This window comes from Bradyrhizobium sp. I1.14.4, assembly GCF_050435825.1.
GTDB lineage: Bacteria > Pseudomonadota > Alphaproteobacteria > Rhizobiales > Xanthobacteraceae > Bradyrhizobium.
In genome coordinates this window covers 317,696-342,323 of sequence record NZ_JBNDLA010000005.1, presented here as the reverse complement: position 1 = coordinate 342,323, position 24,628 = coordinate 317,696, and the positions used below count along the sequence as shown (strand labels likewise).

Sequence of the window (24,628 nt, the reverse complement as noted above, 5' to 3'; positions counted from 1 at the left end):
TCTCCATCATTGCGTCGTGACATCTGGCGGCCGCTTCCGTCGCAGCGAGACAGGAGATCGGCCGTAGAGTTTTGCGAATGCGGCATTCATGCGCCTTGCGCTGGAGAAGCCCGCGCGCTGCGCCACCACAGAGAGGGGAAGCTCGCTCTCGTCGATCAGGCGCTTGGCGCGCTGCACGCGCAGCGAAAGCGCGACCTGCAGCGGCGAGGCATCGAGATGCTCGGCAAACAGTCGCGACAGATGCCGCGCGCCGATGCCGAGCCGATCGGCCAGCGCGGCGACATTGCCGCGGTCGAGTGCGCCCTGTTCGACCAGCGCCAGCGCGCGCTCGACGGTGGTCCTGGTGCCCTTCCATGCCGGGCAGAACGGCGCCGCCTCAGGACGGCAGCGCAGGCAGGGCCGGAAGCCGGCGCGCTCGGCCGACGCCGCGCTGCCATAGAACCGCACGTTGCGCGCCAGCGGCGTGCGCACCCGGCAGACCGGTCGGCAATATACGCCCGTCGTCCTGACCGCGACGAACACGATGCCGTCCCAGGCCGGATCGCGGCGCTGAAAGGCTGCATACTGTGCGGCGAAGTCGAGCATGCAATCGCTATAACCGCGCCCGCGCGCCGCGACGACCCGCTTTGCGGAGACGACGTCCGGAAACGACCGCTGCATGCGGGGCACCAGCCCTGGCCGTTCTGCTCGTGATGCCCGCGTTACCCGTCAATCTACGGGGCCTGCGACCAAAAGACTTCGTGCTGCCGCAGTTCGGTCACCGAAAATTAAGGCTCGATTTAGTTTCGAGGATCATCCTTTGCGTCGCCGAACACGGGTCACGCCATGCAAGACCGCGAGCCGATCAATCCTGGGAGCATCTGGCCAACAGATGTGACGGAGGGTCATTCGCCGGTGCAGACGGCGGACCTCTGGGATGTCTCAGGCGAGAACCACGACGCCGCCCAACTGTTGCGGGAGCCGTTTGCCGATCGCATCGGCACCGCGCTGCTGGCAGCCACCGCGCTCGCCGCAAGCTTCGTGCTGGGATGGACCGGCGGCGCCAGTTGGCACGACATCGCAACTCCCGCGCCGGTCCCGGTGGCTCAGAAGGAAGCGCCTGCCCCGCACATTGCCGAGGCGCCGCCGAGCCGAAGGAGTGAAAACCCGCGCCGGACCGCGTCCAACGCAGACCCCGTCGTCACCGGCAGCATTCCCAGGACCACCGCTGCAAGTCCGCGCCCGCTCGCGCTGGGCGCCGCACCCACCACCCTGAACGCGCAAGCCGCGGCGCTCGGGCCGAAGCAGCCCTTGGCGACGGCACCCGAGACGCGGCCGAGCACGATCCCCGGATGGTCGGTGGTCGAAGTCCGCGACGGCACCGCCGTGCTCGAGGGGCCGGAGGGCGTCAAGATGGCCGGACGCGGCGACGTCGTCCCCGGACTCGGCCGGGTCGATTCCATCGTGCGCTGGGGCAATCGCTGGATCGTCGCCACCGCAAGCGGATTGATCGCGACGCCCTGAGCGGCGAAACGGCGTGTCAGTTGCTGTTGATCACGAAACGCAGCGGCTTGCTTCCCATGAACGTGACCTGATCACCCTGCCGCCGCCAGCTCGTCATATCACCGAGCGCCGCGAGCAGATCCCTGTCGGCCTGGGCCCGCTCCGGCGTGCAGTTGCGATTCTCCATTGCGCCGGGAACGAAGACGATGGTGTCGCCGGCGACCGAGAACTGGCCCTTGCCGCCGTCGCACCAGAGCTCGAGGATCACCTCGCCATTGTCGCCGACCTCGATCGAGGGAATCCGCCTGGAGCCGGGCATGCGCGCGGCATCGAGCGTCATTACGAAGCCGAACGGGAATTCCTCCTGGGCCTGCGCCGGAACCGCAGCAAACAGCGCCAGCGCGGCAACGCCGCCGTTCAGAATCCGCTTCATCGAGATCATGCCATTCCCAGGAATTGCGACGCCGCCCTTGTATGGGACGAGGCCGCGATTGGCCAGAATGGCGGCGCGAGAAAAAGCGCTTGAAAAGCCAGATCCCCGCGGGCTCTCACCCGCAGGGATCTTCGCTTGATATCCTCTTGGGCGACGCCTCGCCTCGTTATTTCAAGACCATCGCCGTGAATGGGTACACATAGGCCTGCAGGGTCACGAACAGACCGACCAGACACGCCAAGACGATCGAGTGCAGGAACACGTAGCGCAGGATCGAGCCCTCGTGGCCGTACCAGTTGGTCGCGGTCGAGGCGACCACGATCGATTGCGCGTCGATCATCTTGCCCATCACGCCGCCCGAGGAGTTCGCTGCCGCCATCAGGACCGGCGACAGGCCGAGCTGCTCGGAGGTGATCTTCTGCAGATTGCCGAACAGCACGTTCGATGCGGTATCCGATCCGGTCAGCGCCACGCCCAGCCAGCCGAGCAAGGTGCCGAAGAAGGGATACAGCACGCCGGTCGCGGCAAAGGCGAGACCGAGCGTGGCGTCGACGCCGGAGAGCCGGGTCAGCGTGCCGATCGCCAGCATCGCCGAGATCGTGATCAGCGAGATCGCGCAGAGGCGGATGGTGCGGCCATACTCGGCGATCAGCTTGAGCGGCGAGAAGCCCATCAAGAGACCCGAGATGATCGCGGCGATCAGCATGCCGGTGCCGGTGAACGACAGGTAGGTGAAGCCGAACACGGCACCTTCCGGCGTCGGCTTGGCGGCCACCGGCGGCACCTTGAAGATCAGCTTGTCGAGCTCGGGGACCGGATAGTTCCAGGTGAAGTTGGCGTTCGCCCAGGTCTTGAAGGCGCCGTTGCCCCAGATCAGCATCAGGATGCAGACGATGATCCACGGCAGCAGCGCGCTCCACAATTCGCCCTGGGTCAGCGGCGTCTTGTCGAGCGGCGGAGCGGCGGCCATCGTCGCTGCCGATTCATCGCGGCCGCGCAGCGCCGGCGACAGCCAGAGCTGCCTCGGCTGCCAGACCTTCAGGAACAGGATCAGCGCCCCCATCGAGATCAGCGAGGCGCCGATGTCGACGATCCAGGGGTTGATGTAGTTCGAGATCACATATTGCGGGACCGCAAACGACACGCCGGTGACCAGGATCGCCGGCCACACCTCCTTCATGCCGCGCCAGCCCGCGAACGCCCACACCACCCAGAACGGCACGATCAGCGAGAACAGCGGCAGCTGCCGGCCGACCATGGCGCCGAGGATGTAGGGATCGAGCCCGGTGACCGAGGCCAGGCCCTGGATCGGCGTGCCCAGCGCGCCGAAGGCAACCGGGGCGGTGTTGGCGATCAGCGACAGGCCGGAGGCCGCGAGCGGCGAGAAGCCGAGCCCGATCAGCACCGCGCCGGTGATGGCGACCGGCGTGCCGAAGCCCGAGGCGCCCTCGAAGAAGGCGCCGAACGAGAACGCGATCAGCAGCAGCTGCAAGCGCCGATCCTCGGTGACGCCACCGACCGCGCGCTTCAGCAGCTCGAACTTCCCGCATCGCACCGTGACCTGGTAGAGGAAGATGACGTTGAGCACGATCCAGCCGATTGGGAAGAACCCGGTCACGATGCCGAGGATCGTTGCGCGGAACGACATGCTGGCGGGCATGGTGAAGATGAAGATCGTGATCAGGTTGGTCACGATCACGGCGATGATGGCCGCGATATGCGCCTTCACCTTGCCGCTGGCGATCAGGACCAGCAGCGTGACCACGGGAATGGCGGCCGCGATGGTCGACAGCCCGGCATTGCCCAGCGGGTTGTAGATTTGATTCCAGGTGTTCATCTCGGGTCCTCCCATGTTCTTATGCAGCGCGCCGGCCCCGGTGCGGGCAGGCGCGGCTGGTGCGATTGCGGGAGTCCGTCTGAATAGTTGAAGCCCCGGCCCGCGAATGAACGATCGGTAAGGATCGCTCACATCCTCGCGAAAAATCGAAGGTCCCCCGCCCCTCGCCGTTGTCGTCATGCTAGGGTTGACTTGATCGCCGGGACAAGCGAACGCTTGCATGCCAGACCTACGACTTTAGTCGAGGACCACTCCGATTGTCCCGATTCTTCAGGCCTTTGCAGCCCATTCCCCGGAGACGATAATCTGTGAACAACATTCGCTCGACGCTCGCGATCGTATGGCGCATCGCCTCGCCCTATTTCAACTCCGAGGACAAATGGGCAGGCCGCGGCTTGCTCGCAGCGGTGATCGCGATCGAACTGGCGATCGTCGGCATCAACGTCCTGCTCACGCAGTGGAACAACCGCTTCTACAACGCGCTGCAGGAACGCAATTGGGACTCCTTCGTCAGCGAGATCATCTATTTCTGCGTCCTCGTCGCCGTTTTCATCCTGCTGGCGGTCTACCAGCTCTACCTCAATCAATGGCTGCAGATCCGCTGGCGGCAATGGATGACGACGCACTATCTCGGTGACTGGCTGCGTCAGGCCAATCACTACCGGATGCAGCTGCAGGGGGATGCTGCCGACAACCCCGATCAGCGCATGACCGACGACGTCAAGCTGTTCGTCGATCGCACGCTCAATCTCGGCCTCGGCCTCTTGAACTCAGTCGTCACGCTGGCGTCCTTTCTGACGCTGCTGTGGGGCCTGTCCAATGAGGCGCCGCTGCATTTGTTCGGCACGGAATATTCATTTCCCGGGTACCTGGTCTGGGGCGCATTGCTCTATTCGGTGCTCGGCACCGTGCTGACCCATCTGATCGGCTGGCCGCTGGTCGGGATCGATTTCAAGCAGCAGCAATATGAAGCCGATTTCCGCTTCAACCTGGTGCGCGTGCGGGAAAATTCCGAGCAGATCGCCTTGCTGCAGGGCGAACAGGCCGAGCGCGAGCGCCTGCGCGTTCGCTTCGGACGCGTCGTCGAGAACTGGATCGCCCTCATGAACCGGACCAAGAAGATCACGGCGTTCACGGCGAGCTACAATCAGGCCTCGGTGATCTTTCCCTATGTGCTGGTGGCGCCGGCCTACTTTGCGCAAAAGATCCAGCTTGGCGGCATGATGCAGACCGCGTCGGCATTCTCGAACGTTCAGGGCGCGTTTTCGTACTTCGTCACCATCTATCGTCAGCTGGCCGAATGGCAGGCCGTGGTGAACCGTCTCGATGGATTCGAGACCGGGATCGCGACGGCGTCAAACCTGGCCAAGCGCGACGACCGAATTCATGTCACCGCAACGCCGGGCGGCGACGACGTCGGCCTGCAGAACCTGGTGCTGCGGCTGCCCGACGGCACGCCACTGGTGAACGCGGACCGGTTCGACTTCCGCAAGGGCGAGCGCACGCTCATGACCGGTCCGTCCGGCGCCGGCAAGTCGACGCTGTTCCGCGCGATCGCCGGCATCTGGCCGTTCGGCAACGGCGCGGTCGACATCCCCAGGGACGCGACCTTGATGACACTGCCGCAGCGCCCCTATCTGCCGATCGGGTCGCTGCATGACGCGGTCGCCTATCCGGGCGAGGCCAGGCAATTCGAGGCGGGACGGGTCCGCGACGTCCTCACCGCGGTCGGACTGCCGCAGCTCGCGGCGCGGCTCGAGCAACAGGCACACTGGAACCGGATGTTGTCGCTCGGCGAGCAGCAGCGGCTCGGCATCGCGCGGGCGCTGCTGCATCGGCCGCAATTCCTGTTCCTGGACGAGGCGACGGCGTCGCTCGACGAGCCGTCGGAAGCCGCGCTGTACAAATTGATCGCCGAGAAGCTGCCCGACACCACGGTGGTTTCGATCGGACATCGCTCGACGCTCGAGGCCTTCCATCAGCGCAACGTTGCGCTGGTCCGCGACGGCGACCGCTTCACCCTGCGCGACACGGTCGAGGCCGCCGCGTCATAGCGGCATTACCGGGTCAGCCGCGGCCACGGCCTGCGGCTGCCCCAGCGGTGCCAGCCCATAGGCCAAGGCGGCCAGCACCAGCACGCCGGCGAGCATCGCCCGCAAAACAAAGGGGGCGGCAGATTGCTCTGCCGCCCCCGCGATCCTCCGAGGAAATTACTTCAGGTTGGACATCGCGGTCAGGTCGACCGAGAGCTTGGCGATACCAGCCGCACCGCACCAGTTGGAGCTCGTGCCACCCGGATTGATCGGCGTAACGGCAGTGGTTCCGCCCGCGGTGAAGTCGCTGGTGAAGGCGCTGCAATCACCCTTCGACATATCCGTGTCGGAGTAGCGCAGATCGAGCGTAAACACCTTGTAGGTGAAGCCGATGCCGATGTTCCAGGTGTTGTAGTCGGCATACTTGATGCCGTTCGGGAACGCCGGAACGCCGTAGAAGCTGTCCGAGGTGCCGAGCCACTGCCGGCCGAACTCGCCCGAGACGTACATGCCGATGCCGCTGGTTCCGAACGCGGTGCTGGGCGCGGTGTACTTGCCGATGATCGAGGAGTAGTTGCCCCAGGCACCGGTGTTGAGGAAGTTCGGCGAGTAGTACTCGTTGATGGTGAAGGCCCAGTTGTCGTTGATGGTCCAGGTCGCCTTGCCGTATACTTCGAAGAACGAGACGTCCTTTTTCATGACGGCGAGGTTGGTGAGGGTATTGGCCTGGCAGTCGGCGCTCAACGGGTTGCCTGCGAAGTCGGCCACGGCGCCACCGCCGTAGTAGCAGGTTCCACCCGGATACAGGTAACCCCAGACACCGATGTCGAACGCGAAAGCGCCGAAGGTCGGGCGGATACCTCCGTAGACGTCGACTTCGGCCGCAGCGCGGTTGGCGAAGGAGATGCTTTCGGTCGAGGTGCCGATGTAGAGCTGCAGGTCCTTGTTGACGTTGTAGCGCGGCTCGAAATAGGCGGTGACCGACGGTTTGTGGTTCGACTGGGTGACGCCGCGGAAGATGTAGTCGTTCATGATGCCGGCGCCGAAGGCGATGTCCCAAGGCTCGAACGGAGCCGGAGGCGGCGCCTTGACGGCCTTGACCGCCATGTCAGCTGCCATTGCCGAGCTCGAAATCATTGCTAGCGCCGTTGCTAACAAAGCCAGTTTCTTCATGACGGTCCCCATCTACTTTTCCAGACAGCCCAGCTCCGGTGGCCCCCAGGGCGCGCGATAACGGACTGCAACTAAATCGCGTGGGTTCAATCTGAGGCTCGTGCACGGTACCGTGAAGCCAAAAAGACATGCATGTGCCGACTTTTTAGGCGTTCTGGCAGTCTCGGCACACGTTGGTTGGCGGGTGTTGCATTTGCACCACAAGATTGACGCTCCCGCACCGGTTGAGCGGCACATCGGACGTGGGAGGCGAGCAACAGCGGGCCTTGGGCGAAAGCGTCGAGGCGAATCGCCGTGCCCGCAAGAACACGGATGCCGTCGCGATGCGGAAAAGCCGCAGCGGCGTCCGCTGCGGCTTCGATCGATTGAACCTCGGCAGATCGGCGGCTAGTGGTGTTCGCCTCCATCGGCCGTCCCGGCGATCCAGCCCGGTGCCGGTTCGTGACTCGGCGTCGCCCAGCTCGGGGCCGGCTGCGGTGCAGGCTCGGGCGCCGGGGGGGCTGCGACCGGCTTGGCCGGCTTCGGCGCCGCGGCCTTCTTCGGAGCAGCAGCCTTCTTCGGCGCGCTCTTCTTGGCAGCTTTCTTCGCGGCCTTCTTGGGCGCAGCTTTCTTCGAAGCAGCTTTCTTTGCTGTTTTCTTTGCTGATTTCTTGGCCGACTTCTTCGCCGACTTCCTTGCAGACTTCTTCGCAGCCTTCTTGGCTGACTTCTTCGCGGATTTCTTCGCGGACTTCTTCTTGGCCGCTACCGCCTTCTTGGCCTTTTTGGCCTTCTTGCTTTTCTTCGCCTTCTTCGACTTCGCCATCGTGGTCCTCCTGTTGCCGCTGATTTGAGTCCACGGCGTATTGAAGTGATCGCTTGCCGGACGTTGGCTGCACCTCGGGAAGAGGTACCCTCCACTTCGCTTGTCGGGCATGATGGCCGCGCGATCGCTTCGCGTCTGTGGCAAGAAGCGCCGGTCCTTCACGTTGCGTCAGGGCAAGGCTCGGGTCCGGATCATGCTCGAGTGGCAGTCGATCAATTCAATCCTGGCCGGGGACCTCCTGTCGCCCAATCGAGAAGCTCAATCGTGTGCACCACAGGAACTGACGTACCGCCGGCAATCTGAACCATGCAGCCAATATTGCCCGCAGCGATCATGTCCGGTTTGACAAGCGCGATGTTGGCGACCTTGCGATCGCGCAATCTGCTCGCAATGTCGGGCTGGAGAATGTTGTAGGTCCCCGCCGAACCGCAACACAAATGGCTCTCAGGCACATCTTTCACCACGAATCCATTCTTGGAAAGCAATTCTTTCGGAAGTTGAGTGATTTTCTGTCCATGCTGCAACGAACAAGCCGAATGATAGGCCACGGTGACGTCGCCTTTCTGCGTTGAAGGCGTGAGCTCGAGAGCTGAGAGATACTCGGTGATATCCTTTGCCAGCGCCGAGATTCGCTTGGCCGGCTCCGCGAATGTTTTGTCCTCGCGCAGCAGGTAGCCGTAGTCTTTGACAACTGTCCCACAGCCCGATGTCGTCACCAGGATGGCGTCGAGCCCGTTCTGGTCCGCTTCCCTTTGCCACACCGAGATGTTGGCCCGTGCACGCGCCAGTGCGTCGCCGTCCTGTCCCATGTGATGGGTCAGCGCGCCGCAGCATTGCTCGTCCTTGACCAGCACCACCTCGACGCCGTGCCGGGTCAGGACGTTGATCGCTGCCTGATTGATGCGTGGCGCCAGCACCTGCTGGGCGCAGCCCTGCAGCAGCGCGACCCGGCCCCGCCGCCGGCCGATCGGCGCAAACACGGTTCCCGCAGCCGGCCCCGGCTGTGGCAGGCCGCGCGGCGCGAGTGCCAGCATCGCCTTGATCCGCCGCAGCAGACCCGGGCTCGACGCGCCGACCGACGGCGTCGGCAACAGCGCGGCGAACGGACGGGCGAACCCGGCAAGGATCATGCTGATCCGGAACAGACCCGGCCGCGGCAGCACCAAGGCGAGCACCGACCGCAGCAGCCGCTCGGTCAGGGGCCGCTGGTAGTCCCGCTCGATCCGGACCCGGGCCTGGTCGACGAGGTGCATGTAGTTCACGCCCGACGGACAGGTGGTCATGCAGGCAAGGCACGACAGACAGCGGTCGATATGCTTGACCACGTCTGCCGTCGGCGGCTTGTCCTTCTCCAGCATCTCCTTGATCAGGTAGATGCGGCCGCGCGGGCTATCGAGCTCGTCGCCGAGCAGCACATAGGTCGGGCAGGTCGCGGTGCAGAAGCCGCAATGCACGCAGGCGCGCAGGATCTTGTCGGCTTCCTTGACATCGGGATCGGCAAGTTGCGCCAGGGTAAACTCGGTCTTCATGCCCCCTCGCTTCGAATCATCCGCCCGCGGTTGAGGATCGACCTCGGGTCGAAACTCACCCGGACCCGTTCGCTGAGCGCGGCAAGCCCGGCCGGCTGCGGCTGGAACACGTCGACCGCACGGCGCACTTCTTCGGTGGCGCGGATCAGGGTGGCGTGTCCGCCGATCGCCTCGACCTGGCCGCGCACCAGCGTGGCCTGGGCGTCGGCGTTGGGCGGCACCGCGGCCCAGATCAGCCCGCCGCCCCAGTCGAAGATCACGTCGCCGCCGGTGGCGCGCGACAGCGCCTGTCCCAGGGCGCCGCCTGCAGCCGGCGGGCAAACGATGCGCCACACCGGCCAGGCTCCGAGTGCGCCGTTTGCCGCGAACGGCACCACGTCGCGCAGCGCGCTCCAGATCGCGACTGAGGCGTCGTCGGTGAGGCTGTCGACCGTTCCATAGGACGAGAGAGTCTGGCTCAGTGAAGCCGCCCGGTGCGCTGCCGACGCCGAAATCCCCTCGAGCCGCACCAGCGTGACCGGCTGGCCGGAGCCTGCAAGGCCGGCGAGCGCGCCGGTCCCGGACCGCAGCCCCGAACCAGGCAGATGCGCCGCGCCCGAGACGTCGAAGGGCGAGCCCAGCGCTGCCGTCATCGCCTTGTTGGCGGTGACGTCGTCGAGCCCGCGCAGCACCAATGTCCGCTCGGCTTCAGGCTTCGGCATCACCTTCAAGGTCACCTCGGTCATGACCGCGAGTGTGCCCCAGGAACCGGAGAGCAGCTTGCAGAGATCGTAGCCGGTGACGTTCTTCACCACCCGCCCACCGGTCTTGAAGCTGTCGCCGAACCCGGACACGGCATGGGCGCCGAGCAGATGATCGCGGGCGCCGCCGGCCTTGATGCGGCGGGGACCGGCGAGGCCGGCGCCGATCATGCCGCCGATCGTGCCGGCTCCCGCGGTGCCGAGCAGCACGGACGTGTCCATCGGCTCGAAGGCGAATTGCTGGTTCTTGGCGTCGATCAGGGATTGCACATCGGCGAGCGGCGCGCCGGCCTGCACGGTGATGATCAGCTCGTTCGGTTCATAGGAGGTGACCGCGTTCAGCACCGAGACGTCGAGCACCGCGTTGGTCGCCATCGGATGGCCGATGGCGCGCTTCGATCCATGACCTATGACCTCAAGAGGCTGCTCGCCGGCGATAGCCGCGCGCACCACCTCTTCGACGTCCTTGATGTCCCTGACTTTGAGCGTTTCCACACGCTAGGCGGTAACGAAATTTGGCTCCGAAATCAAATGCGCGCGCCGAACAAACCTTTGAATGCGGCGGACCCGGCATCGGTGATCTCGACGGAACGGCCCTGCGGCCGGCGCCGGATCCAGTCGCGCTGCAACGCGAGGTCGGCAACCGCAGCCCCTGCCCGCCCGGCCAAATGCGGACGCCGCTCGCTCCAGTCGAGACAGGGCCGGCACAACACCCGCCGGCTTCGCACCGGCGCACGCAGGTCGACGCCGAGATCACGGAGAAATGCACGGCCCGAGGCGGTCAGCTCGCCCGCCTCCTGGTCGAGGTGGAGGTGGCCGCGTTCCCGCATCGCGTCGGCAACGGCGACGCCAAGTTCGCCGGCAAGGTGGTCGTAGCAGGTCCGGGCCCGGCGCATCTCCGCATCGATCCGCGGCAGCGGGCGGGACGGATGCGGATCGATCGCCGCAACCGTCATCATGCCCTCGAGCATCCGCGCAACCAGCGGCGTGGCCAGCCGGTAGAAGCGGCGCGGACCGCGCCGCTCGACCTTGAGCAGCGCGCGCTCGACCAGCCTCGAAAGATGCCAGCTCGCCGTCTGCGGCGTCACGCCCGCGACCAGCGCCAGTTCGCCCGCGGTCTGTGCGCGCCCGTCCATCAGCCGCGACAGGATGCTGGCGCGACCGGGATCGGCAATCAGCCCGGCCAGTTCGGCAAGCTCTGGTGCGATGATCTGCATGGCCGGCTCCGGCATCGATCGAGGTCATCCGTTTGTCGCACGCCACGCCGCGCAACGCTTCGATCATGATCGAAATGTTCACGACATCGACAATTCGATCATCACCGAACCGAGTTCGCAGAACGATCCACTATCTCTCGCATTGCGGTTCGGCCGGCAAGACGGGGCGTGAACCATCTGGAGGCGATCATGAAACGTCAGGAAGTCACGACCACGACGATGATGCTCACCCGAAGATCGGCCATCGGCTCGTTCGCTGCGATCATGACGATCGCCGGCGTCTCGCCCTGGGCCGGATCGCAAGCTCGATCGAAGCAAAGCAACAGAGGAATACCAATGAAGCACTATGCGATGAGCACAAGAACCATCAGCGATGCAATCAACACATCAGGCCTTCTGGTGGTGGCGCAATGGGAAGCCAAGGAAGGCCAGGCCGACAAGGTCGCGGAGATTCTCGACGGCTTCCTGCCCGAGGCGCAGAAGGACCCCGGCACCAAGCTGTTCCTGATCGGCCGCGGCAAGGACAATCCGGCGCAATTCCTGTTCTACGAATTGTTCCAGGACGAAGCGGCGTTCAAGGCACATTCGGAGAGCGCCTACTTCAAGACCTACATCGCGGAGCAGGCGCTGCCGCTGCTCGCCAGGCGCGAGCGGACGCAATACGCACTGCTGTAGGTGACGGTGCCGCGGGAGGGCTTGTGGTGCAGGTCCTCCCCTCCGGTGCAATATCAGACCGACGCGCGGCTGCCGCCGAGCGTCGCACCCAACTCGATCCGCTCGGGCGATTTGCGCCAGAACGCTGCGATCGAAATCCGGGAGAGCACCGCCGCCTCGATCTGTTCGACCTGCGCTCTGAGCCGAAGCGCATGCTTCTCGACGACATGCCAGGACACGAACGCGACGCCGAAGGCAATGGGCAGGCTGATCAAGATATTCAGATACCAATGCTGAACCGGGGGGCCCAACGCCGCGACGCTCTGCTGGACGACGACTCCGTAGAGATACATCCCGTACGAGTAGTCGCCGGATGACACGATCCAGCTGCGCCGCGGGTTCATAAGCCCCAGATAGCACGCGACATACGCGGCGGGTCCAACAATAAACGCATCGGTGTATCCAGTAGTCATCCCGGCTGCGCAAAGCGTCAGCGCGAGCAGGAACGCGGTGCGGTTGAACGGGACCTTGTCGCGCCAGAGATAGAAACCGACACCTGCAAGAAAGCAGAACACAAGCAGCGGCGGGCGAAGGTGAAGATAGTGTACGTCCGAATGGTAGATATCGTGGCAGGCGTAACCGATCTGGGCGAACACCAGAAACGCCAGATACAGTACCCTGTTGAAGCAGATCGTGGTCACGGCAAGCAGCGCCAGGATCACGTAGCACCACAGCTCATACGGGACCGTCCAAAGCTGCGCATTCACCGCAAAAGGTACCGGATTGTGCAGAAACACGCCCGGGAGCTCATAGTGGATGTCGCCGACGATATTGTGAAAATAGGCATAGAATTTCGGGTCCACGAAATACTGCGCCAGGGGAAGCGCAGTGAAGATCGGGCCGATGATGATGGCCGAGAGTGTCGTCTCGACCGCAAGCGCGGGCACAATGCGAAGCACGCGCAGGCCGAGAAATGAAATCAGGCTCTTGCACCTCAGCAGGCTCGCCGTCACCAGAAACCCGCTCAAGGCGAAGAAGAGCGCAAGGACCATTGCGCACCCGATGCGGATGTGGCCCAAGATCTCCATCGCCCGGTCGATCCCAAAGACGACGTTCGCACTGTGCAGGCAGATGATGCTGGCCGCCAGCGCGATCCGCAGATAGTCGAAGCCTGCGGGGCGATTGCGCGAAAGAGCCAACTGATCGGCCAGGCTAAACATGGGCTGCATTGCGCTTCCGGGACAACTGCATCATCACAAACTATCCAGCGACAAACTAACGAGATATCAACGCATAACGTGTATTTCTGAACGGACGCAATCTAGGCGACCCGCCTCCGAATTCGGCTGGAAAGGACGATCGGTCGAACTGGATTGATCGGCCCCGGCTGGACGACAGCCTCTCGTTCGGCCTGCTCGGCCCGGCGCCCGAATCCGAGGATCGAAATCCTGGAAAGCATCGCTGCTTCCAACCGTTCGACGGCACCTCTGAGCCGCAGTGCATGCTTCTCGACGAGATGCCAGGACGCGACGGCAACGCCGAAGGCGAGCGGCAGGCTGATCAGGATGTTGAGATACCAGTGCTGAACCGGCGGTCCGAACGTCGCTACGCACTGCTGGATAACGAAGCCATAGAGATACAGCCCGTAGGAGTAATCGCCCGACGACACGATCCAGCTCCGCCGCGGATTCATCAGGCCGAGATAGCACGCGACATAGGCGGCCGGCACGGGAGCCAGCGCGTCGCCACGCCCGGTGGCCATGCCAGCGGCACACAGCATCAGCGCGAACAGGCAGGCGGTCCGGTTGAACGGCACCTTGTCGCGCCAGAGATAGAAGCCAACGCCGGCGAGGAAGCAGAACACCAGAAGATGCGGCCGAAGCTGGATCGGCACCTCGTCCCAGCGGTAGAGGTCGTAGCTCACCAGCGCGACCTGAGCGATCACCAGGAACACGAGGTACGCCACCCTGTTGAAGCAAATCGTGGTCACCGCAAGCAGCGCCAGGATGACGTAGCACCACAATTCATACGGCACCGTCCAGAGCTGGGCATTCACCAGGTCCGGCATCGGATTGTGCAGGAAGACACCCGGCAGCTCGTAGTGGATGTCGCCGACGATATTGAGAAAATAGGCGTGGAATTTCGGGTCGGCGACATACTGCGCCAACGGCAGTTCGGTGAAGACCGAGCCGATGATGACGGCCGACAGCGTCGTCTCGACCGCGAGCGCCGGCCCGATCCGAAGCACGCGCAGGCCGAGGAAGGAAATCAGGCTCTTGCATCGCTGAAGGCTTGCCGTCACCAGGAAGCCGCTCAGCGCGAAGAACAACGCCAGGATCATCGCGATGCCGATGCGCAGCGTGCTCTGGATTTCCAGCGCCGGGCCGAGCCCGAGCGTCACGTTGGCGCTGTGCAGGCAGATGATCGCCGACGCCAGCGCAATCCGCATGTAGTCGAAACCTGCGGGCCGATTGCGCGAAAGAGCCAGCTGATCAGCCAGGCTGGGCATCGATGTGTTGCCGAAGACGTGCATCTCCGGAAAATACCGAACAACAGTTGAAGGCGGTGTAAATGGCGCCCGCCGCAATTGCAGCGACGTGCGATTGCGGCCCCGATGGTTTGCCGTGCCATCGCGCGGCAAGCAGCGATTAAGGTTATCGACTTGATAGGATGATCGGTCGAATTGCATCGACCGCCCTCACCGGCCGACGAAGCGTTAGAACCGCGGGATGTCCGGGAAGGCCAGCTTGCCGGCGTGGACATGGACGCGGCCGAGTTCGGCGCAGCGATGCAGGGTGGGAAACACCTTGCCGGGGTTGAGCAGGCCCTGGGCATCGAAGGCGCATTTCAGCCGCTGTTGCTGGTTGAGGTCGATCTCGGTGAACATTTCCGGCATCAAGTCGCGCTTCTCGATGCCGACGCCATGCTCGCCGGTGAGCACGCCGCCGAGCTCGACGCAGCAACGCAGGATGTCGGCGCCGAACGCCTCCGCCTTCTCGATCTCGCCCGGCTTGTTGGCATCGTAGAGGATCAGCGGGTGCAGATTGCCGTCGCCGGCGTGGAACACATTGGCGACGCCGAGGCCGTATTTCTCCGAGAGCTCGCGGATCCGTGCCAGCGCCTTCGGCAACGCGCCACGCGGGATGGTGCCGTCCATGCAGAGATAGTCCGGCGAGATGCGCCCGACCGCGGGGAACGCGGCCTTGCGGCCGGCCCAGAACAGATTGCGCTCGGCCTCCGAGGTCGAGATCTGGCACGAGGTCGAGCCGCAGCCCTGCGCGATCGCCTCGACCCGCTTGATCAGCTCGTCGACCTCGACCTGGGGACCGTCGAGCTCGATGATCAGAAGCGCCTCGACGTCGAGCGGATAGCCGGCATGGACGAAGGCTTCCGCGGCATGGATCGCGGGCTTGTCCATCATCTCCATGCCGCCCGGGATGATGCCGGCGCCGATGATGGCAGCCACGCATTCGCCGGCCGCCTCGACCTCGGCGAAACCGACCATCAGCGCGCGCGCCGTCTCCGGCTTCTGCAGGATGCGCACCGTGATCTCGGTGATGACGCCGAGCAGGCCCTCTGAGCCGGTGATGATCCCCATCAAATCGTAGCCGGCATTCTCGGCCGACTTGCCGCCGATGCGCAGGATCTCGCCATTCATCAGCACGATCTCGCAGCCCAGCACATTGTTGGTGGTCATGCCGTATTTCAGGCAGTGCACGCCGCCGGAATTCTCCGCGACATTGCCCCCGATCGAGCAGGCGATCTGCGACGACGGATCTGGCGCATAATAAAAGCCGGCATGGGCGACCGCCTGGCTGATCGCGAGGTTGGTGACGCCGGGCTCGGTGACGACGACGCGGTTGTCGAAATCGATCTCACGAATCCGCTTGAACTTGCCGAGCCCCAGCAGCACGCCGTCGGCAAGCGGCAGCGCGCCGCCGGACAGCGAGGTCCCGGAGCCGCGCGGCACCACCTTGATGCCCTGCTCCTGGCAATATTTGAGGACCTTCGAGACCTGCTCGGTGGTATCGGGCAGCACCACGACCATCGGCGGCTGCCGGTAGGCGGTCAGGCCGTCGGATTCATAGGCCAGCATTTCGGCGGCACTGTCGATCACGCCCTCGCCCGGGACGATTGAGCGCAGGGCGGCCACGATTTCGGCGCGGCGCGCAAGCACGGCCTGGTCGGCCGCCGGCATCATGATGGACATTGGTGTTCCCTCGAAGAGCTCAGCCTTTTGCCGATTTGTTACGACAAATCAAGCAGGTCTGCACCTGTTTCAGTCGCCCTGTTTCAGTCAACCGGCCGAAGGTCGGATTGCCCTGCCCCGCGATGGCGAGTTCTCTCTCGGGCAAGCGGGCGGCCGCGAAACCTGTCAAAGTTTCGTGGCTTGTCCTGTCCAAGCCGGACATGCCACAAACGCTTCACTACCCCCCGGGACGAAACGAAGAGAACCCCATGAACCTAAAGACCTTGAGCGTGCTGGCGGTCGTCACATCGCTGGCCACCGCATCCTCCGCGCTGGCGCAGGATGCCGCCGCCGGCAAGACCTCGTTCAACAAATGCCTCGCCTGCCATGCGATCGGCGAAGGCGCCAAGAACAAGGTCGGCCCCGAGCTCAACGGCCTCGACGGCCGCCACTCCGGCACCGCGCCGGATTACAGTTATTCCGATGCCAACAAGAATTCCGGCATCACCTGGAACAAGGAAACCTTCCTCGAATACATCAAGGATCCGAAGGCCAAGATCCCCGGCACCAAGATGGCCTTCGCCGGCATCAAGAACGAGACCGAGGCCAACAATCTGTGGGCCTACGTGTCGTCGTTCGACAAGGACGGCAAGCAGAAGCAGTAATCGGCGGTATCGGACGTCGTCCGCCCTGCGCCAAATGCCAGGGCGGACGTGTTACCGCGATCAGCGCGGCAACAGATTGGTCTTGGCGAGATCGACCACCTCGTCGCCGCGTCCGTTCATCACGGCGCGCAGCACCCACAGGCTGAAACCCTTCACCTGCTCCAGCGTAATGGTCGGCGGCATCGACAATTCCTGCGTCGCGGTCACGACGTCGAGCACAGCCGGACCGTCATGCGCGAACACGTTGCGGATCGCGCCCTCGAGCTCGCCGGGATCCTCCACCCTGACGCCGTGAATGCCCATGGCGCGGGCCATCGCCGCGAAATCGGGATTCTTCAGATCGACGCCGGTCTCGATGAAGCCGGCAGCCTTCATCTCCAGCGCCACGAAGCCGAGCACGCTGTTGTTGAAGATCACGACCTTCACCGGCAGCTTCGCCTGCGTCAGCGTGATCAGGTCGCCCATCAGCATCGCAAAGCCGCCGTCGCCGGACATCGACACCACCTGGCGTCCGGGCTCTGCCGCCTGCGCGCCGATCGCGTGCGCCATCGCATTGGCCATCGAGCCGTGCACCCAGGAGCCGACGAGCCGGCGGCGGCCATTCATTTTCAGATAGCGCGCGGCCCAGATCGTCGGCGTGCCGACGTCGGCGGTGAACACCGCATCCTCGGTCGCCTGCTCGCTGAGCAGACGCGCCAGATATTGCGGATGGATCGGCTTTTGCCCCGGCTTGCCGCGGGCGAGATCGTCGAGGCCGGCGCGGGCGTCCTGGTAATGCGCGCGGCTGGCGTCGAGAAATTTGCGCTCTGTCTTTGTCGTCAACTTCGGCAACAGCGCGGCAATGGTCTCGCCGACGTCGCCGACGATGCCGAGGTCGAGCTTGCAGCGGCGACCGAGATTTTCCGGGCGGAGATCGACCTGGGCGATGCTGATGCCGGTCGGGAAGAACTGCTTGTAGGGAAAATCGGTGCCCAGCATCAGCAGCACGTCGCAGCCATGCATGGCAGCATAGCCGGAGGAGAAGCCGATGAAGCCGGTCATGCCGACGTCATAGGGATTGTCGTATTCGACATATTCCTTGCCGCCGAGCGCATGCACGATCGGACTCTTCAGCGTCTCGGCAAGCCTGATCAGACCGTCATGCGCGCCGGCGCAGCCGCGACCGCAGAACAGCGTGACGCGCCTCGCGCCATTAAGCAGCGCGGCCAACGCGTTCAGTTCGGGTTCGGCCGGACGCACCACCGGCACGGGCGGCAGCAGGCCCGCGTTCGGCGCGATGTCGCGCTTCGGCGCCGGCCGCATCGCGACGTCGCCCGGCAGCACCAGCACCGCGACGCCGCGCTGGCCGACCGCGGCGCGGATTGCGTTCTCCAGCATGTAGGGCAGCTGCGACGGATCGGACACCAATTCGCAATAATGGCTGCATTCGCGGAATAGGTCCTGCGGATGGGTCTCCTGGAAATAGCCGCCGCCGATTTCAGCGGAGGGGATCTGGGCCGCGATCGCCAGCACCGGCGTGCGGCTGCGATGCGCATCGAACAGACCGTTGATGAGGTGGAGGTTGCCCGGGCCGCAGGAGCCCGCGCACACCGCGAGGTCACCCGTGATCTGGGATTCGGCGGCGGCGGCGAACGCCGCCACCTCCTCGTGGCGCACATGCAGCCAGTCGATCGTGCCGCGCTTGCGCAACGCCTCGGTCAGGCCGTTGAGGCTGTCGCCGACGACACCGTAGACGCGCTTCACGCCGGCCTGGGCAAGGGTTTCAGCGATGAGGTCGGCGATGTTGTCGATCCGCATGGGGCTTGTCCTTTGGGTGAGATCTGTCGAACCGCGCAGCCGCATGATGTTCGGCAGGATGCAACCGCGCAAGCCTCACCGGATCACAGATTCGCGGGGGCAATCTTGGCCGCGGTTGCTGTCGGTTGGACCAACCGGTCAGCCATCGCCTCGATCTCGGACGCCACGCGATCGGGCGCCGCGTACTGCACCATGTGGCCGACACCCGGCAGCACAATGAGCCTGGCGTTCGGTGCGGTGGCTGCAAGCGGCCGCGAGTGGATGCCGGTCGAGACCGTCTTGTCGACGTCGCCCGAAATGATAGACACCGGCACCTTCATCGCCACGTAGCGCGGGGCCTGTTCGACGACGGCGGCCTTCAGCGTGACGAGGTCGCGCGCATTGGCGATGAACTCGCGCGGACGCAGCAAGAGCAACGTCTCGCTATCGCGGACGAAATCGGCCGGCATCGGCTGCGGCGCGAACACGCCGCGCGCGCCCGAATTGGCGACGAGGCAACCGAGCGGCAGCGTGACCGTGTGCGCAAGCAGCGGCCCGATCAGCGGCGTCGAGATCACATCATTGTAGCAGCCCGCGCCGCCACGCCAGGGATAGGCGACGGGGGCGAGCAGCACGAGGCCCGCGACGCGGTCCGGATGATCCAGCGCGATGCGCAGGGCGAGCGCGCCGGCCCAGGAATGCGCCACCACGATCGCGCGATCGACGCCGAGCCTGGCCAGCGCCTCCGCGAGCATCCGGCCCTGGATCGCGGGCGTCGAATCCGCGACGCGCTCGCGTGTGCTCCAGCCATGGCCCGGCCGGTCGATCAGAATCACCCGGCGTGTTTTGGCAATGCGGTCACCGAGCGGCTGCATCGCACGAAGGTTGGAGCTCGCGCCATGCAGCATCACGATCGGCGGACCCGCAGCATCGCGCGGGCCGAGTTCGACCACATGCAGCCGCGCACCGGACACATCGATGATGCGCCCGAGCGGCGGAAAGGCGCGATGGATCAGCTGGACGCCGAGCTGTGTCGCCACGAACAGCGCCAGCCCCGCGGCCACCAGCGCGATGATCGCGGTTAACATCGAGGGGGTCCGAAAGATCTTGGGTAGCTGGGGCACTTGAAAATTACGACGAAGCTGAATCGAGGTTTCGCGTGGATTTGCCCGCAGCCCTGGGATGCTGTTGTTCGGAAAGCCAATTTTCGGTTGTCCGGTTCACACCCAGGGCGCAGTTGTCCACAATGCGCCCAGCCTGTGGATAGCGGGTTCATACCTGCGTCATTAGTAATTTCATAGATTGGCGGTGGCAATTTCGCCATCAGACGCGAGGCTACATCGAAACCGGGACGCTTCTTGACTTGTGCACAGTATCCACGGGAACCCGCGTCCGCACGACGAGTTCAACGGGAAGTAATCGGAGGAGTACCATGATTTCCGACCCTAGCGAAACGGCCATCGATCAGATCGTGGCGAGTTGCAATGGCGACCTGCGCGGCGCCCTGAAGGCACTGTTGCTCGTGAATGAGCACCTGGAGGCGGAGCTTCAGCAATTCTATGCTGCCGTGGCCCAGGACAGCGCGTCCCGCGGCAAGTTCCTGCACTAGCCTCCTGCGCCAGACCGTATCGCGAGCAAGCTTCCGCTCGCGACTAACCTGCCCACTCGCGTCCATCGGACCGCGATCGCGATTAATCGCATGCAATCAGATGTCGCGGCCTTCGACCTTCTCGGTCAGCTGCTTGACGATCTGCGGCACCTTCTCGAGGTAGGGATCGACAGCCAGCGCCTTGCGGAAGGCGTCCAGCGCACGCTTGTCGTCGCCCATGTCCTGCATGATCATGCCGACACCCGCCAGCGCGCCGAAATGGCGGGGCTCACGGGTCAGCACCTGCTGCAGATCTGCCAGCGAACGGACGTAGTCGTTCTTGAGGTAGTAGATCGTCGCCCGCCGGTTCCAGGCCTCGACATAGTCGGGCCGGAGGTTGATCACCGCGTCCAGAAGCTTCAGCGCTACATCGACATTCTGGGCGTCGAGCGCAGCCTTGGCGCGCACCATCAACAGCGCCGCGGTATCGCTCGGGGTTTGCAGCCACAGCGCCCAGATCCGCGCCTCGACATGGCGGGCACTGTCCTCATCGGGCGCGGCCTTCAGGGCGCCGAACAGGAAATCCAGCCCGCGGGTGCGGTCGGCCGGAACCTTCGGCAGCTTGGTCGGAGCTTCGGGCAGCTTCTTCTGGGCCCTGGGTGGCGGCACCACCCGTGGGTCATCCTGCGCGGCGGCCGCGACAGGCATGGCGAGGACCGGCACGGCAAGTAGCGCGGCGATCAGGATCGCCAACCGGCGTTTGCTAGGCCCAAGGAGCTTAAATCCGAGATTTAATTCCATGGCCGAAGTCTAGACGCACAACGCCGCGCTGCAAAGCAGCACGGCGTCAAAGACCTGTGAAAGGGGGATCGGATTCAGCCGGCGATCCGCGCGGGATCAACCGTCTCGGATCAATCTTTTCAGATCAGCCCTGGCGCGCCTTGAAGCGGCGCTGGACCTTGTTGATCACGTAGACGCGGCCCTTGCGGCGGACCAGACGGTTGTTGCGATGGCGGCCGCGCAGCGACTTCAGCGAGTTACGGACCTTCATGGGACAATCCTGCTACTTCGAAAGGCCCGTGTTGGAGGCCGTACCTGATCAATGCCAAAAGGGTGGCAAAATGGGATTTATCCCGACAAGCGGCCTGCCGCCCGGGACGGCCGGGTTCTAAGCCATCGAACCGTTAAATGTCAACCGAGACGGGCCGATTTTCAGGCATATCCTGGAGTGGAACCTGCGTCGATCCACCCGCCACTGCATTGAGATCGCTTCGGAAACGGCGACCATCGCGATTATGCGTGCCAGGGCCTGGTCCCGCCGTCTCACCCTGACGATGGCTTCACGGCCGGCGAATCGTGTTTGCCCACCCGGCTTGAGCGCGCCCCTCGGGCCGAACGGCACTTCGCGGCCGAACGGAGCTCAGTCAGCGTCCGGCTCCAGACCGCTTGCGAAGATCGTTATATAGTATAATTATTTTCCATCACCAACAAACAGGCCGCCGGGGAAGCCGCAATGCCCAAGCTCAAACTGCCCGACATCGAAAAGGTCACAGCGATCGACATCCACACCCATGCCGAGGAGCCGTGCGGCATGCATGGCGACGACGGCTATGACGACTTCCAGGCGCAGATGGCGGACTATTTCAAGTCGCCGCACAAGCACCCGCCGACCGTGCCGGAGACCGCGGCCTACTACCGCGCCAAGAACATCGCCGCGGTGATCTTCCCGGTCGACGCCGAGCGCGAGACCGGTTTCCGCCGCTACGACAATTACGAAATGCTCGAGGTCGCCTCCGATCATCTCGACGTCTTGATCCCGTTCGTCTCGATCGACCCGCACAAGGGCAAGCTCGGTGTGCGCGAAGCGCGCAAGCTGATCGAGGAGTACGGCGTCCGCGGCTTCAAATTCCATCCGACCATGCAGGGCTTCTACGCCAATGACCGCATGGCCTATCCGCTCTATGAAGCAATCAACGAGGGCGGCGCGATCGCGCTGTTCCACACCGGCCAGACCGGCGTCGGCTCGGGCATGCCGGGCGGCATGGGGATGCGGCTGAAATACTCCAACCCGATGTACATGGATGACGTCGCCGCCGACTTTCCCGACCTCAAGATCATACTCGCGCATCCTTCCTTCCCCTGGCAGGAAGAGGCGCTGTCGGTCGCGACCCACAAGCCGAACGTCTATATCGACCTGTCCGGCTGGTCGCCGAAATACTTCCCGCCGATCCTGGTGCGCTACATCAACTCGATCCTGCAGGACAAGATGCTGTTCGGCTCGGACTGGCCGGTGATCACGCCGGACCGCTGGCTCGCCGATTTTGCCAAGCTCGACATCCGCGAGGAGATCCGGCCGAAGGTCCTGAAGGCCAACGCGCGGAAGATTTTGGGGATTTAAGGGAGTATCATCGGCCGCACGCTTGCGGGGCGGCCGATGACGAGCTGGGCCGGACTTGCCACCCTCCTCGCCGTGCTCCTGGTCGGGAGCGCGGGCGGCAAGTCTGCGGCGGCAGCCGAGGCGCCTTCCGTGCTGATCGAGTTCGAAAGCCCGCTCAGCAGCGCGCAGCCACTGCAGGGCCTGCTGCGGCGGCCGGAGCGACCGGGTCTCCTGCCCGCCGTGGTGTTGCTGCATGGCTGCAGCGGGCAGTGGCGAGAACTCGACGAGCGCTGGGGCAAACGGCTCGCGGCCTGGGGCTATGTCACGCTCACCGTGGACCGGTTCGGCCCGCGTGGCATCAGCGACACCTGCGCCGGCGGTGTCCCTGCCGCAACGGTTCACGACGCCTATCGCGCGCTGAGCTTCCTGACCCGGCAATCTCTGGTCGATCCGACACGCATTGCCGTGATCGGATTTTCGCAGGGCGGATGGCTCGCATTGCTCTCGGTGGAGCGCGGCGCGATCGAGGTCAACGCGACGGAAAAATTCCACGCCGCCGTCGCCTTCTATCCGCGCTGCCTCGGCATCAAGGGCGACATGACCGTGCCGACCCTGATCATGGTCGGTGAGCTGGACGACTGGACGCCGGCGCAGGAGTGCCGGAACCTGGCGGAAGGCCACGACGATGATGGCATCTCGCGGCAGCAGGGCCTCGGCTATCCGATCGAGCTGATCGTCTATCCCGGCGCCCATCACGATTTTGACGTGCCGCAATACCGCACGCCGGGGCAGCTGCTCGGTCATCACCTCAAATTCAACGAGCAGGTCCGCGATCAGTCCATCGACGCTCTCAGGAAATTCCTGTATGCGACCATTGGCGGACAAGAGAAAACTCAATGAGCATCAAAGCAATCGTCTTCGACGCCTACGGCACGCTCTACGACGTGCAGTCGGTGGCCGATGTCACCGAGGATGCGTTCCCCGGCTATGGCGACATCATCACCCAGGTCTGGCGCATCAAGCAGCTCGAATACTCCTGGCTGCGCACGCTGATGCGGCGCTACCAGGATTTCGCCACGGCGACCCGCGATTCCCTCGCCTACACGCTGCGCTGTCTCGGCCTGCAATATGACGCGGCGACCTTCGCCCGCATCATCGACAAGTATCAGCATCTCGCGCTGTATCCGGATGCGGTCGCCGCGCTCGAGGCGATGAAGGACAGGAAGCTCGCGATCCTCTCCAACGGCAGCCCTGACATGCTGAACGCACTAGTGAGCAATTCGGGGCTCGACCGCCTGCTCGATGCGACCATCAGCGTCGATGCCCACAAGGTGTTCAAGCCGGCGCCCGAGGCCTACTCGCTGATCGAGGAGGTGCTGAAAGTGCCGCCCGCGGAAGTCCTGTTCATCTCCTCCAATCCGTGGGACGCCTGCGGCGCCAAGGCGTTCGGCCTCAACGTCGCCTGGATCGAGCGGGTGACGCCGGAAGCGATGGCACTGGCCTGCGTCGAGAGTGAGACGGTCGCCCCATTGACGATGTTTTGGGCGTTGCGTACCCAGATGGACGAGCTCGGCGTGGCGCCTGATCACCGGATCCGCGGTCTCTCCGAGCTTCCTGCCCTGGTGTCTGCAAGGTCCTGAACATCATGAGTCTCGAGTCCGTCCGCGCCTTCTTCGCCGAGAAGGCGCCCGACATCTCCGTGATCGAATCCAGTGTGAGCTCCGCGACCGTCGCGCTGGCGGCGGAGGCCTATGGCGTCGAGCAGGCGCGGATCGCCAAGACGCTGAGCCTGCGGGTCGGCGACCGCGTGGTGCTGATCGTCGCCGCCGGCACGTCGCGAATGGACAACAAGAAGGTGAAGGCGGCCTTCGGCGGCAAGCCGAAGATGCTTGGCCTCGACGAGGTTGCCGACATCACCGGCCACGAGGTCGGCGGCGTCTGCCCGTTCGGGCTGAAGACGCCGCTGCCGGTCTATTGCGATGTGTCGCTGAAGGCATTCGACATCGTGGTGCCGGCCGCCGGCTCGACCCACAGCGCGGTGCGCATCACGCCCGACAGGATGGCCGAGCTGACCGCGGCCGAATGGGTCGACGTCTGCGAAGCCAGGTCCCAGGCAGAAGTCAGTCCCTAG

The 24,628-nt window shown here is 64.4% G+C and carries 25 protein-coding genes; 11 read left to right on the top strand and 14 right to left on the bottom strand.

All coding sequences use genetic code 11. The annotated features are described in order from the left end of the window. Window positions 1-6: 6 nt before the first annotated feature. On the bottom strand, window positions 7-585 hold the full coding sequence (locus ABIB78_RS13810; protein WP_429025357.1) for a bifunctional transcriptional activator/DNA repair enzyme AdaA: 579 nt from the start codon (window positions 583-585) through the stop codon (window positions 7-9). Between the two features lie 309 nt (window positions 586-894). Here ABIB78_RS13810 and ABIB78_RS13805 point away from each other — a divergent pair, with 309 nt between their 5' ends. Continuing rightward, a complete protein-coding gene (locus ABIB78_RS13805) occupies window positions 895-1,503 on the top strand; it encodes a hypothetical protein (protein WP_429025142.1) in 609 nt (202 codons plus the stop codon). Window positions 1,504-1,519: 16 nt separating this feature from the next. Here the strand turns inward: ABIB78_RS13805 and ABIB78_RS13800 are convergent, their stop codons facing one another. Next, window positions 1,520-1,924, bottom strand: a complete 405-nt coding sequence (locus ABIB78_RS13800; protein ID WP_429025140.1) for an META domain-containing protein — start codon at window positions 1,922-1,924, stop codon at window positions 1,520-1,522. A 157-nt stretch (window positions 1,925-2,081) separates the two neighbouring features. Further along, the gene (locus ABIB78_RS13795; RefSeq protein WP_429025139.1) at window positions 2,082-3,752 is read right to left on the bottom strand and encodes an L-lactate permease; all 1,671 of its coding nucleotides are present in this window, start codon (window positions 3,750-3,752) and stop codon (window positions 2,082-2,084) included. A 308-nt stretch (window positions 3,753-4,060) separates the two neighbouring features. On the opposite strand from ABIB78_RS13795, the gene ABIB78_RS13790 reads away from it, so the two are divergent. Then, on the top strand, window positions 4,061-5,806 hold the full coding sequence (locus tag ABIB78_RS13790; RefSeq protein ID WP_429025138.1) for an ABC transporter ATP-binding protein/permease: 1,746 nt from the start codon (window positions 4,061-4,063) through the stop codon (window positions 5,804-5,806). 156 nt (window positions 5,807-5,962) lie between these two features. Here the strand turns inward: ABIB78_RS13790 and ABIB78_RS13785 are convergent, their stop codons facing one another. Next, complete coding sequence (locus ABIB78_RS13785; RefSeq protein ID WP_429025135.1) at window positions 5,963-6,958, bottom strand: TorF family putative porin; 996 nt, start codon at window positions 6,956-6,958, stop codon at window positions 5,963-5,965. 511 nt (window positions 6,959-7,469) lie between these two features. Here ABIB78_RS13785 and ABIB78_RS13780 point away from each other — a divergent pair. Beyond that, window positions 7,470-7,790: a hypothetical protein gene (locus tag ABIB78_RS13780; RefSeq protein ID WP_429025133.1), complete on the top strand. Its 321-nt coding sequence runs from the start codon at window positions 7,470-7,472 to the stop codon at window positions 7,788-7,790. 184 nt (window positions 7,791-7,974) lie between these two features. Here the strand turns inward: ABIB78_RS13780 and glcF are convergent, their stop codons facing one another. The 3 genes from glcF to ABIB78_RS13765 are packed head-to-tail and all read right to left on the bottom strand — an operon-like array spanning window position 7,975 to window position 11,248. Then, a complete protein-coding gene (glcF, locus tag ABIB78_RS13775; protein WP_429025132.1) occupies window positions 7,975-9,291 on the bottom strand; it encodes a glycolate oxidase subunit GlcF in 1,317 nt (438 codons plus the stop codon). After that, a complete protein-coding gene (locus ABIB78_RS13770) occupies window positions 9,288-10,526 on the bottom strand; it encodes an FAD-binding protein (protein ID WP_429025129.1) in 1,239 nt (412 codons plus the stop codon). Before ABIB78_RS13770 ends, glcF begins: the two co-directional genes overlap by 4 nt. A gap of 32 nt (window positions 10,527-10,558) precedes the next feature. Continuing rightward, on the bottom strand, window positions 10,559-11,248 hold the full coding sequence (locus ABIB78_RS13765) for an ArsR/SmtB family transcription factor (protein WP_429025128.1): 690 nt from the start codon (window positions 11,246-11,248) through the stop codon (window positions 10,559-10,561). Here ABIB78_RS13765 and ABIB78_RS13760 point away from each other — a divergent pair. Both ABIB78_RS13760 and ABIB78_RS13755 read left to right on the top strand, forming a co-directional pair. After that, entirely contained in the window at window positions 11,247-11,420 is a 174-nt protein-coding gene (locus ABIB78_RS13760) for a hypothetical protein (protein WP_429025125.1), read from the top strand. The genes ABIB78_RS13765 and ABIB78_RS13760 overlap by 2 nt on opposite strands. A 17-nt stretch (window positions 11,421-11,437) precedes the next feature. Continuing rightward, complete coding sequence (locus ABIB78_RS13755; protein WP_429025123.1) at window positions 11,438-11,923, top strand: putative quinol monooxygenase; 486 nt, start codon at window positions 11,438-11,440, stop codon at window positions 11,921-11,923. Window positions 11,924-11,976: 53 nt separating this feature from the next. On the opposite strand, the gene ABIB78_RS13750 is transcribed toward ABIB78_RS13755, so the two are convergent. From ABIB78_RS13750 to ABIB78_RS13740, 3 genes are all read right to left on the bottom strand, one after another. Then, entirely contained in the window at window positions 11,977-13,131 is a 1,155-nt protein-coding gene (locus tag ABIB78_RS13750; RefSeq protein ID WP_429025122.1) for an acyltransferase family protein, read from the bottom strand. 92 nt (window positions 13,132-13,223) lie between these two features. Next, window positions 13,224-14,411 (bottom strand): acyltransferase family protein, encoded by a 1,188-nt coding sequence (locus tag ABIB78_RS13745; RefSeq protein WP_429025120.1) that lies wholly within the window; start codon window positions 14,409-14,411, stop codon window positions 13,224-13,226. Window positions 14,412-14,618: 207 nt separating this feature from the next. Then, the gene (locus ABIB78_RS13740; protein ID WP_429025118.1) at window positions 14,619-16,112 is read right to left on the bottom strand and encodes an FAD-linked oxidase C-terminal domain-containing protein; all 1,494 of its coding nucleotides are present in this window, start codon (window positions 16,110-16,112) and stop codon (window positions 14,619-14,621) included. A gap of 248 nt (window positions 16,113-16,360) precedes the next feature. Between ABIB78_RS13740 and cycA the strand changes: the two genes are divergently transcribed. After that, window positions 16,361-16,756 carry a cytochrome c-550 CycA gene (gene cycA, locus ABIB78_RS13735; protein WP_429025116.1) on the top strand — a complete coding sequence of 132 codons (396 nt, stop codon included), beginning with the start codon at window positions 16,361-16,363 and terminating at the stop codon, window positions 16,754-16,756. Between the two features lie 60 nt (window positions 16,757-16,816). Here cycA and poxB read toward each other — a convergent pair whose 3' ends face one another. Both poxB and ABIB78_RS13725 read right to left on the bottom strand, forming a co-directional pair. Then, window positions 16,817-18,553, bottom strand: coding sequence for a ubiquinone-dependent pyruvate dehydrogenase (poxB, locus tag ABIB78_RS13730; protein ID WP_429025115.1), 1,737 nt, complete (start codon window positions 18,551-18,553; stop codon window positions 16,817-16,819). An 83-nt stretch (window positions 18,554-18,636) separates the two neighbouring features. Next, on the bottom strand, window positions 18,637-19,620 hold the full coding sequence (locus tag ABIB78_RS13725) for an alpha/beta fold hydrolase (RefSeq protein WP_429025113.1): 984 nt from the start codon (window positions 19,618-19,620) through the stop codon (window positions 18,637-18,639). Window positions 19,621-19,964: 344 nt separating this feature from the next. Here ABIB78_RS13725 and ABIB78_RS13720 point away from each other — a divergent pair, with 344 nt between their 5' ends. Further along, window positions 19,965-20,141 (top strand): hypothetical protein, encoded by a 177-nt coding sequence (locus ABIB78_RS13720; RefSeq protein WP_429025111.1) that lies wholly within the window; start codon window positions 19,965-19,967, stop codon window positions 20,139-20,141. A 96-nt stretch (window positions 20,142-20,237) separates the two neighbouring features. Here ABIB78_RS13720 and ABIB78_RS13715 read toward each other — a convergent pair whose 3' ends face one another. Both ABIB78_RS13715 and ykgO read right to left on the bottom strand, forming a co-directional pair. Next, on the bottom strand, window positions 20,238-20,921 hold the full coding sequence (locus ABIB78_RS13715) for a tetratricopeptide repeat protein (protein WP_429025109.1): 684 nt from the start codon (window positions 20,919-20,921) through the stop codon (window positions 20,238-20,240). Between the two features lie 124 nt (window positions 20,922-21,045). Next, window positions 21,046-21,171 carry a type B 50S ribosomal protein L36 gene (gene ykgO, locus ABIB78_RS13710; protein WP_002718645.1) on the bottom strand — a complete coding sequence of 42 codons (126 nt, stop codon included), beginning with the start codon at window positions 21,169-21,171 and terminating at the stop codon, window positions 21,046-21,048. Window positions 21,172-21,633: 462 nt separating this feature from the next. Here ykgO and ABIB78_RS13705 point away from each other — a divergent pair, with 462 nt between their 5' ends. Genes ABIB78_RS13705 through ABIB78_RS13690 form a run of 4 tightly spaced genes read left to right on the top strand, consistent with a single transcriptional unit; the run spans window position 21,634 to window position 24,628 of the window. Beyond that, window positions 21,634-22,518: an amidohydrolase family protein gene (locus tag ABIB78_RS13705; RefSeq protein WP_429025106.1), complete on the top strand. Its 885-nt coding sequence runs from the start codon at window positions 21,634-21,636 to the stop codon at window positions 22,516-22,518. Window positions 22,519-22,554: 36 nt separating this feature from the next. Continuing rightward, window positions 22,555-23,397, top strand: a complete 843-nt coding sequence (locus ABIB78_RS13700; protein WP_429025104.1) for a dienelactone hydrolase family protein — start codon at window positions 22,555-22,557, stop codon at window positions 23,395-23,397. Beyond that, entirely contained in the window at window positions 23,394-24,137 is a 744-nt protein-coding gene (locus ABIB78_RS13695) for a haloacid dehalogenase type II (protein ID WP_429025102.1), read from the top strand. The genes ABIB78_RS13700 and ABIB78_RS13695 overlap by 4 nt, the downstream gene beginning before the upstream one ends. A 5-nt stretch (window positions 24,138-24,142) precedes the next feature. Beyond that, a complete protein-coding gene (locus tag ABIB78_RS13690) occupies window positions 24,143-24,628 on the top strand; it encodes a YbaK/EbsC family protein (RefSeq protein ID WP_429025100.1) in 486 nt (161 codons plus the stop codon).

Coding starts and splice junctions, on each gene's coding strand:
- ABIB78_RS13810 (WP_429025357.1), bottom strand. CDS start 585: ATGCTCGACTTCGCCGCACAGTATGCAGCCTTTCAGCGCCGCGATCCG.
- ABIB78_RS13800 (WP_429025140.1), bottom strand. CDS start 1,924: ATGATCTCGATGAAGCGGATTCTGAACGGCGGCGTTGCCGCGCTGGCG.
- ABIB78_RS13795 (WP_429025139.1), bottom strand. CDS start 3,752: ATGAACACCTGGAATCAAATCTACAACCCGCTGGGCAATGCCGGGCTG.
- ABIB78_RS13785 (WP_429025135.1), bottom strand. CDS start 6,958: ATGAAGAAACTGGCTTTGTTAGCAACGGCGCTAGCAATGATTTCGAGC.
- glcF (WP_429025132.1), bottom strand. CDS start 9,291: ATGAAGACCGAGTTTACCCTGGCGCAACTTGCCGATCCCGATGTCAAG.
- ABIB78_RS13760 (WP_429025125.1), top strand. CDS start 11,247: ATGGCCGGCTCCGGCATCGATCGAGGTCATCCGTTTGTCGCACGCCAC.
- ABIB78_RS13765 (WP_429025128.1), bottom strand. CDS start 11,248: ATGCAGATCATCGCACCAGAGCTTGCCGAACTGGCCGGGCTGATTGCC.
- ABIB78_RS13755 (WP_429025123.1), top strand. CDS start 11,438: ATGAAACGTCAGGAAGTCACGACCACGACGATGATGCTCACCCGAAGA.
- ABIB78_RS13750 (WP_429025122.1), bottom strand. CDS start 13,131: ATGCAGCCCATGTTTAGCCTGGCCGATCAGTTGGCTCTTTCGCGCAAT.
- ABIB78_RS13745 (WP_429025120.1), bottom strand. CDS start 14,411: ATGCCCAGCCTGGCTGATCAGCTGGCTCTTTCGCGCAATCGGCCCGCA.
- ABIB78_RS13740 (WP_429025118.1), bottom strand. CDS start 16,112: ATGTCCATCATGATGCCGGCGGCCGACCAGGCCGTGCTTGCGCGCCGC.
- cycA (WP_429025116.1), top strand. CDS start 16,361: ATGAACCTAAAGACCTTGAGCGTGCTGGCGGTCGTCACATCGCTGGCC.
- poxB (WP_429025115.1), bottom strand. CDS start 18,553: ATGCGGATCGACAACATCGCCGACCTCATCGCTGAAACCCTTGCCCAG.
- ABIB78_RS13725 (WP_429025113.1), bottom strand. CDS start 19,620: ATGTTAACCGCGATCATCGCGCTGGTGGCCGCGGGGCTGGCGCTGTTC.
- ABIB78_RS13720 (WP_429025111.1), top strand. CDS start 19,965: ATGATTTCCGACCCTAGCGAAACGGCCATCGATCAGATCGTGGCGAGT.
- ABIB78_RS13715 (WP_429025109.1), bottom strand. CDS start 20,921: ATGGAATTAAATCTCGGATTTAAGCTCCTTGGGCCTAGCAAACGCCGG.
- ykgO (WP_002718645.1), bottom strand. CDS start 21,171: ATGAAGGTCCGTAACTCGCTGAAGTCGCTGCGCGGCCGCCATCGCAAC.
- ABIB78_RS13705 (WP_429025106.1), top strand. CDS start 21,634: ATGCCCAAGCTCAAACTGCCCGACATCGAAAAGGTCACAGCGATCGAC.
- ABIB78_RS13700 (WP_429025104.1), top strand. CDS start 22,555: ATGACGAGCTGGGCCGGACTTGCCACCCTCCTCGCCGTGCTCCTGGTC.
- ABIB78_RS13695 (WP_429025102.1), top strand. CDS start 23,394: ATGAGCATCAAAGCAATCGTCTTCGACGCCTACGGCACGCTCTACGAC.
- ABIB78_RS13690 (WP_429025100.1), top strand. CDS start 24,143: ATGAGTCTCGAGTCCGTCCGCGCCTTCTTCGCCGAGAAGGCGCCCGAC.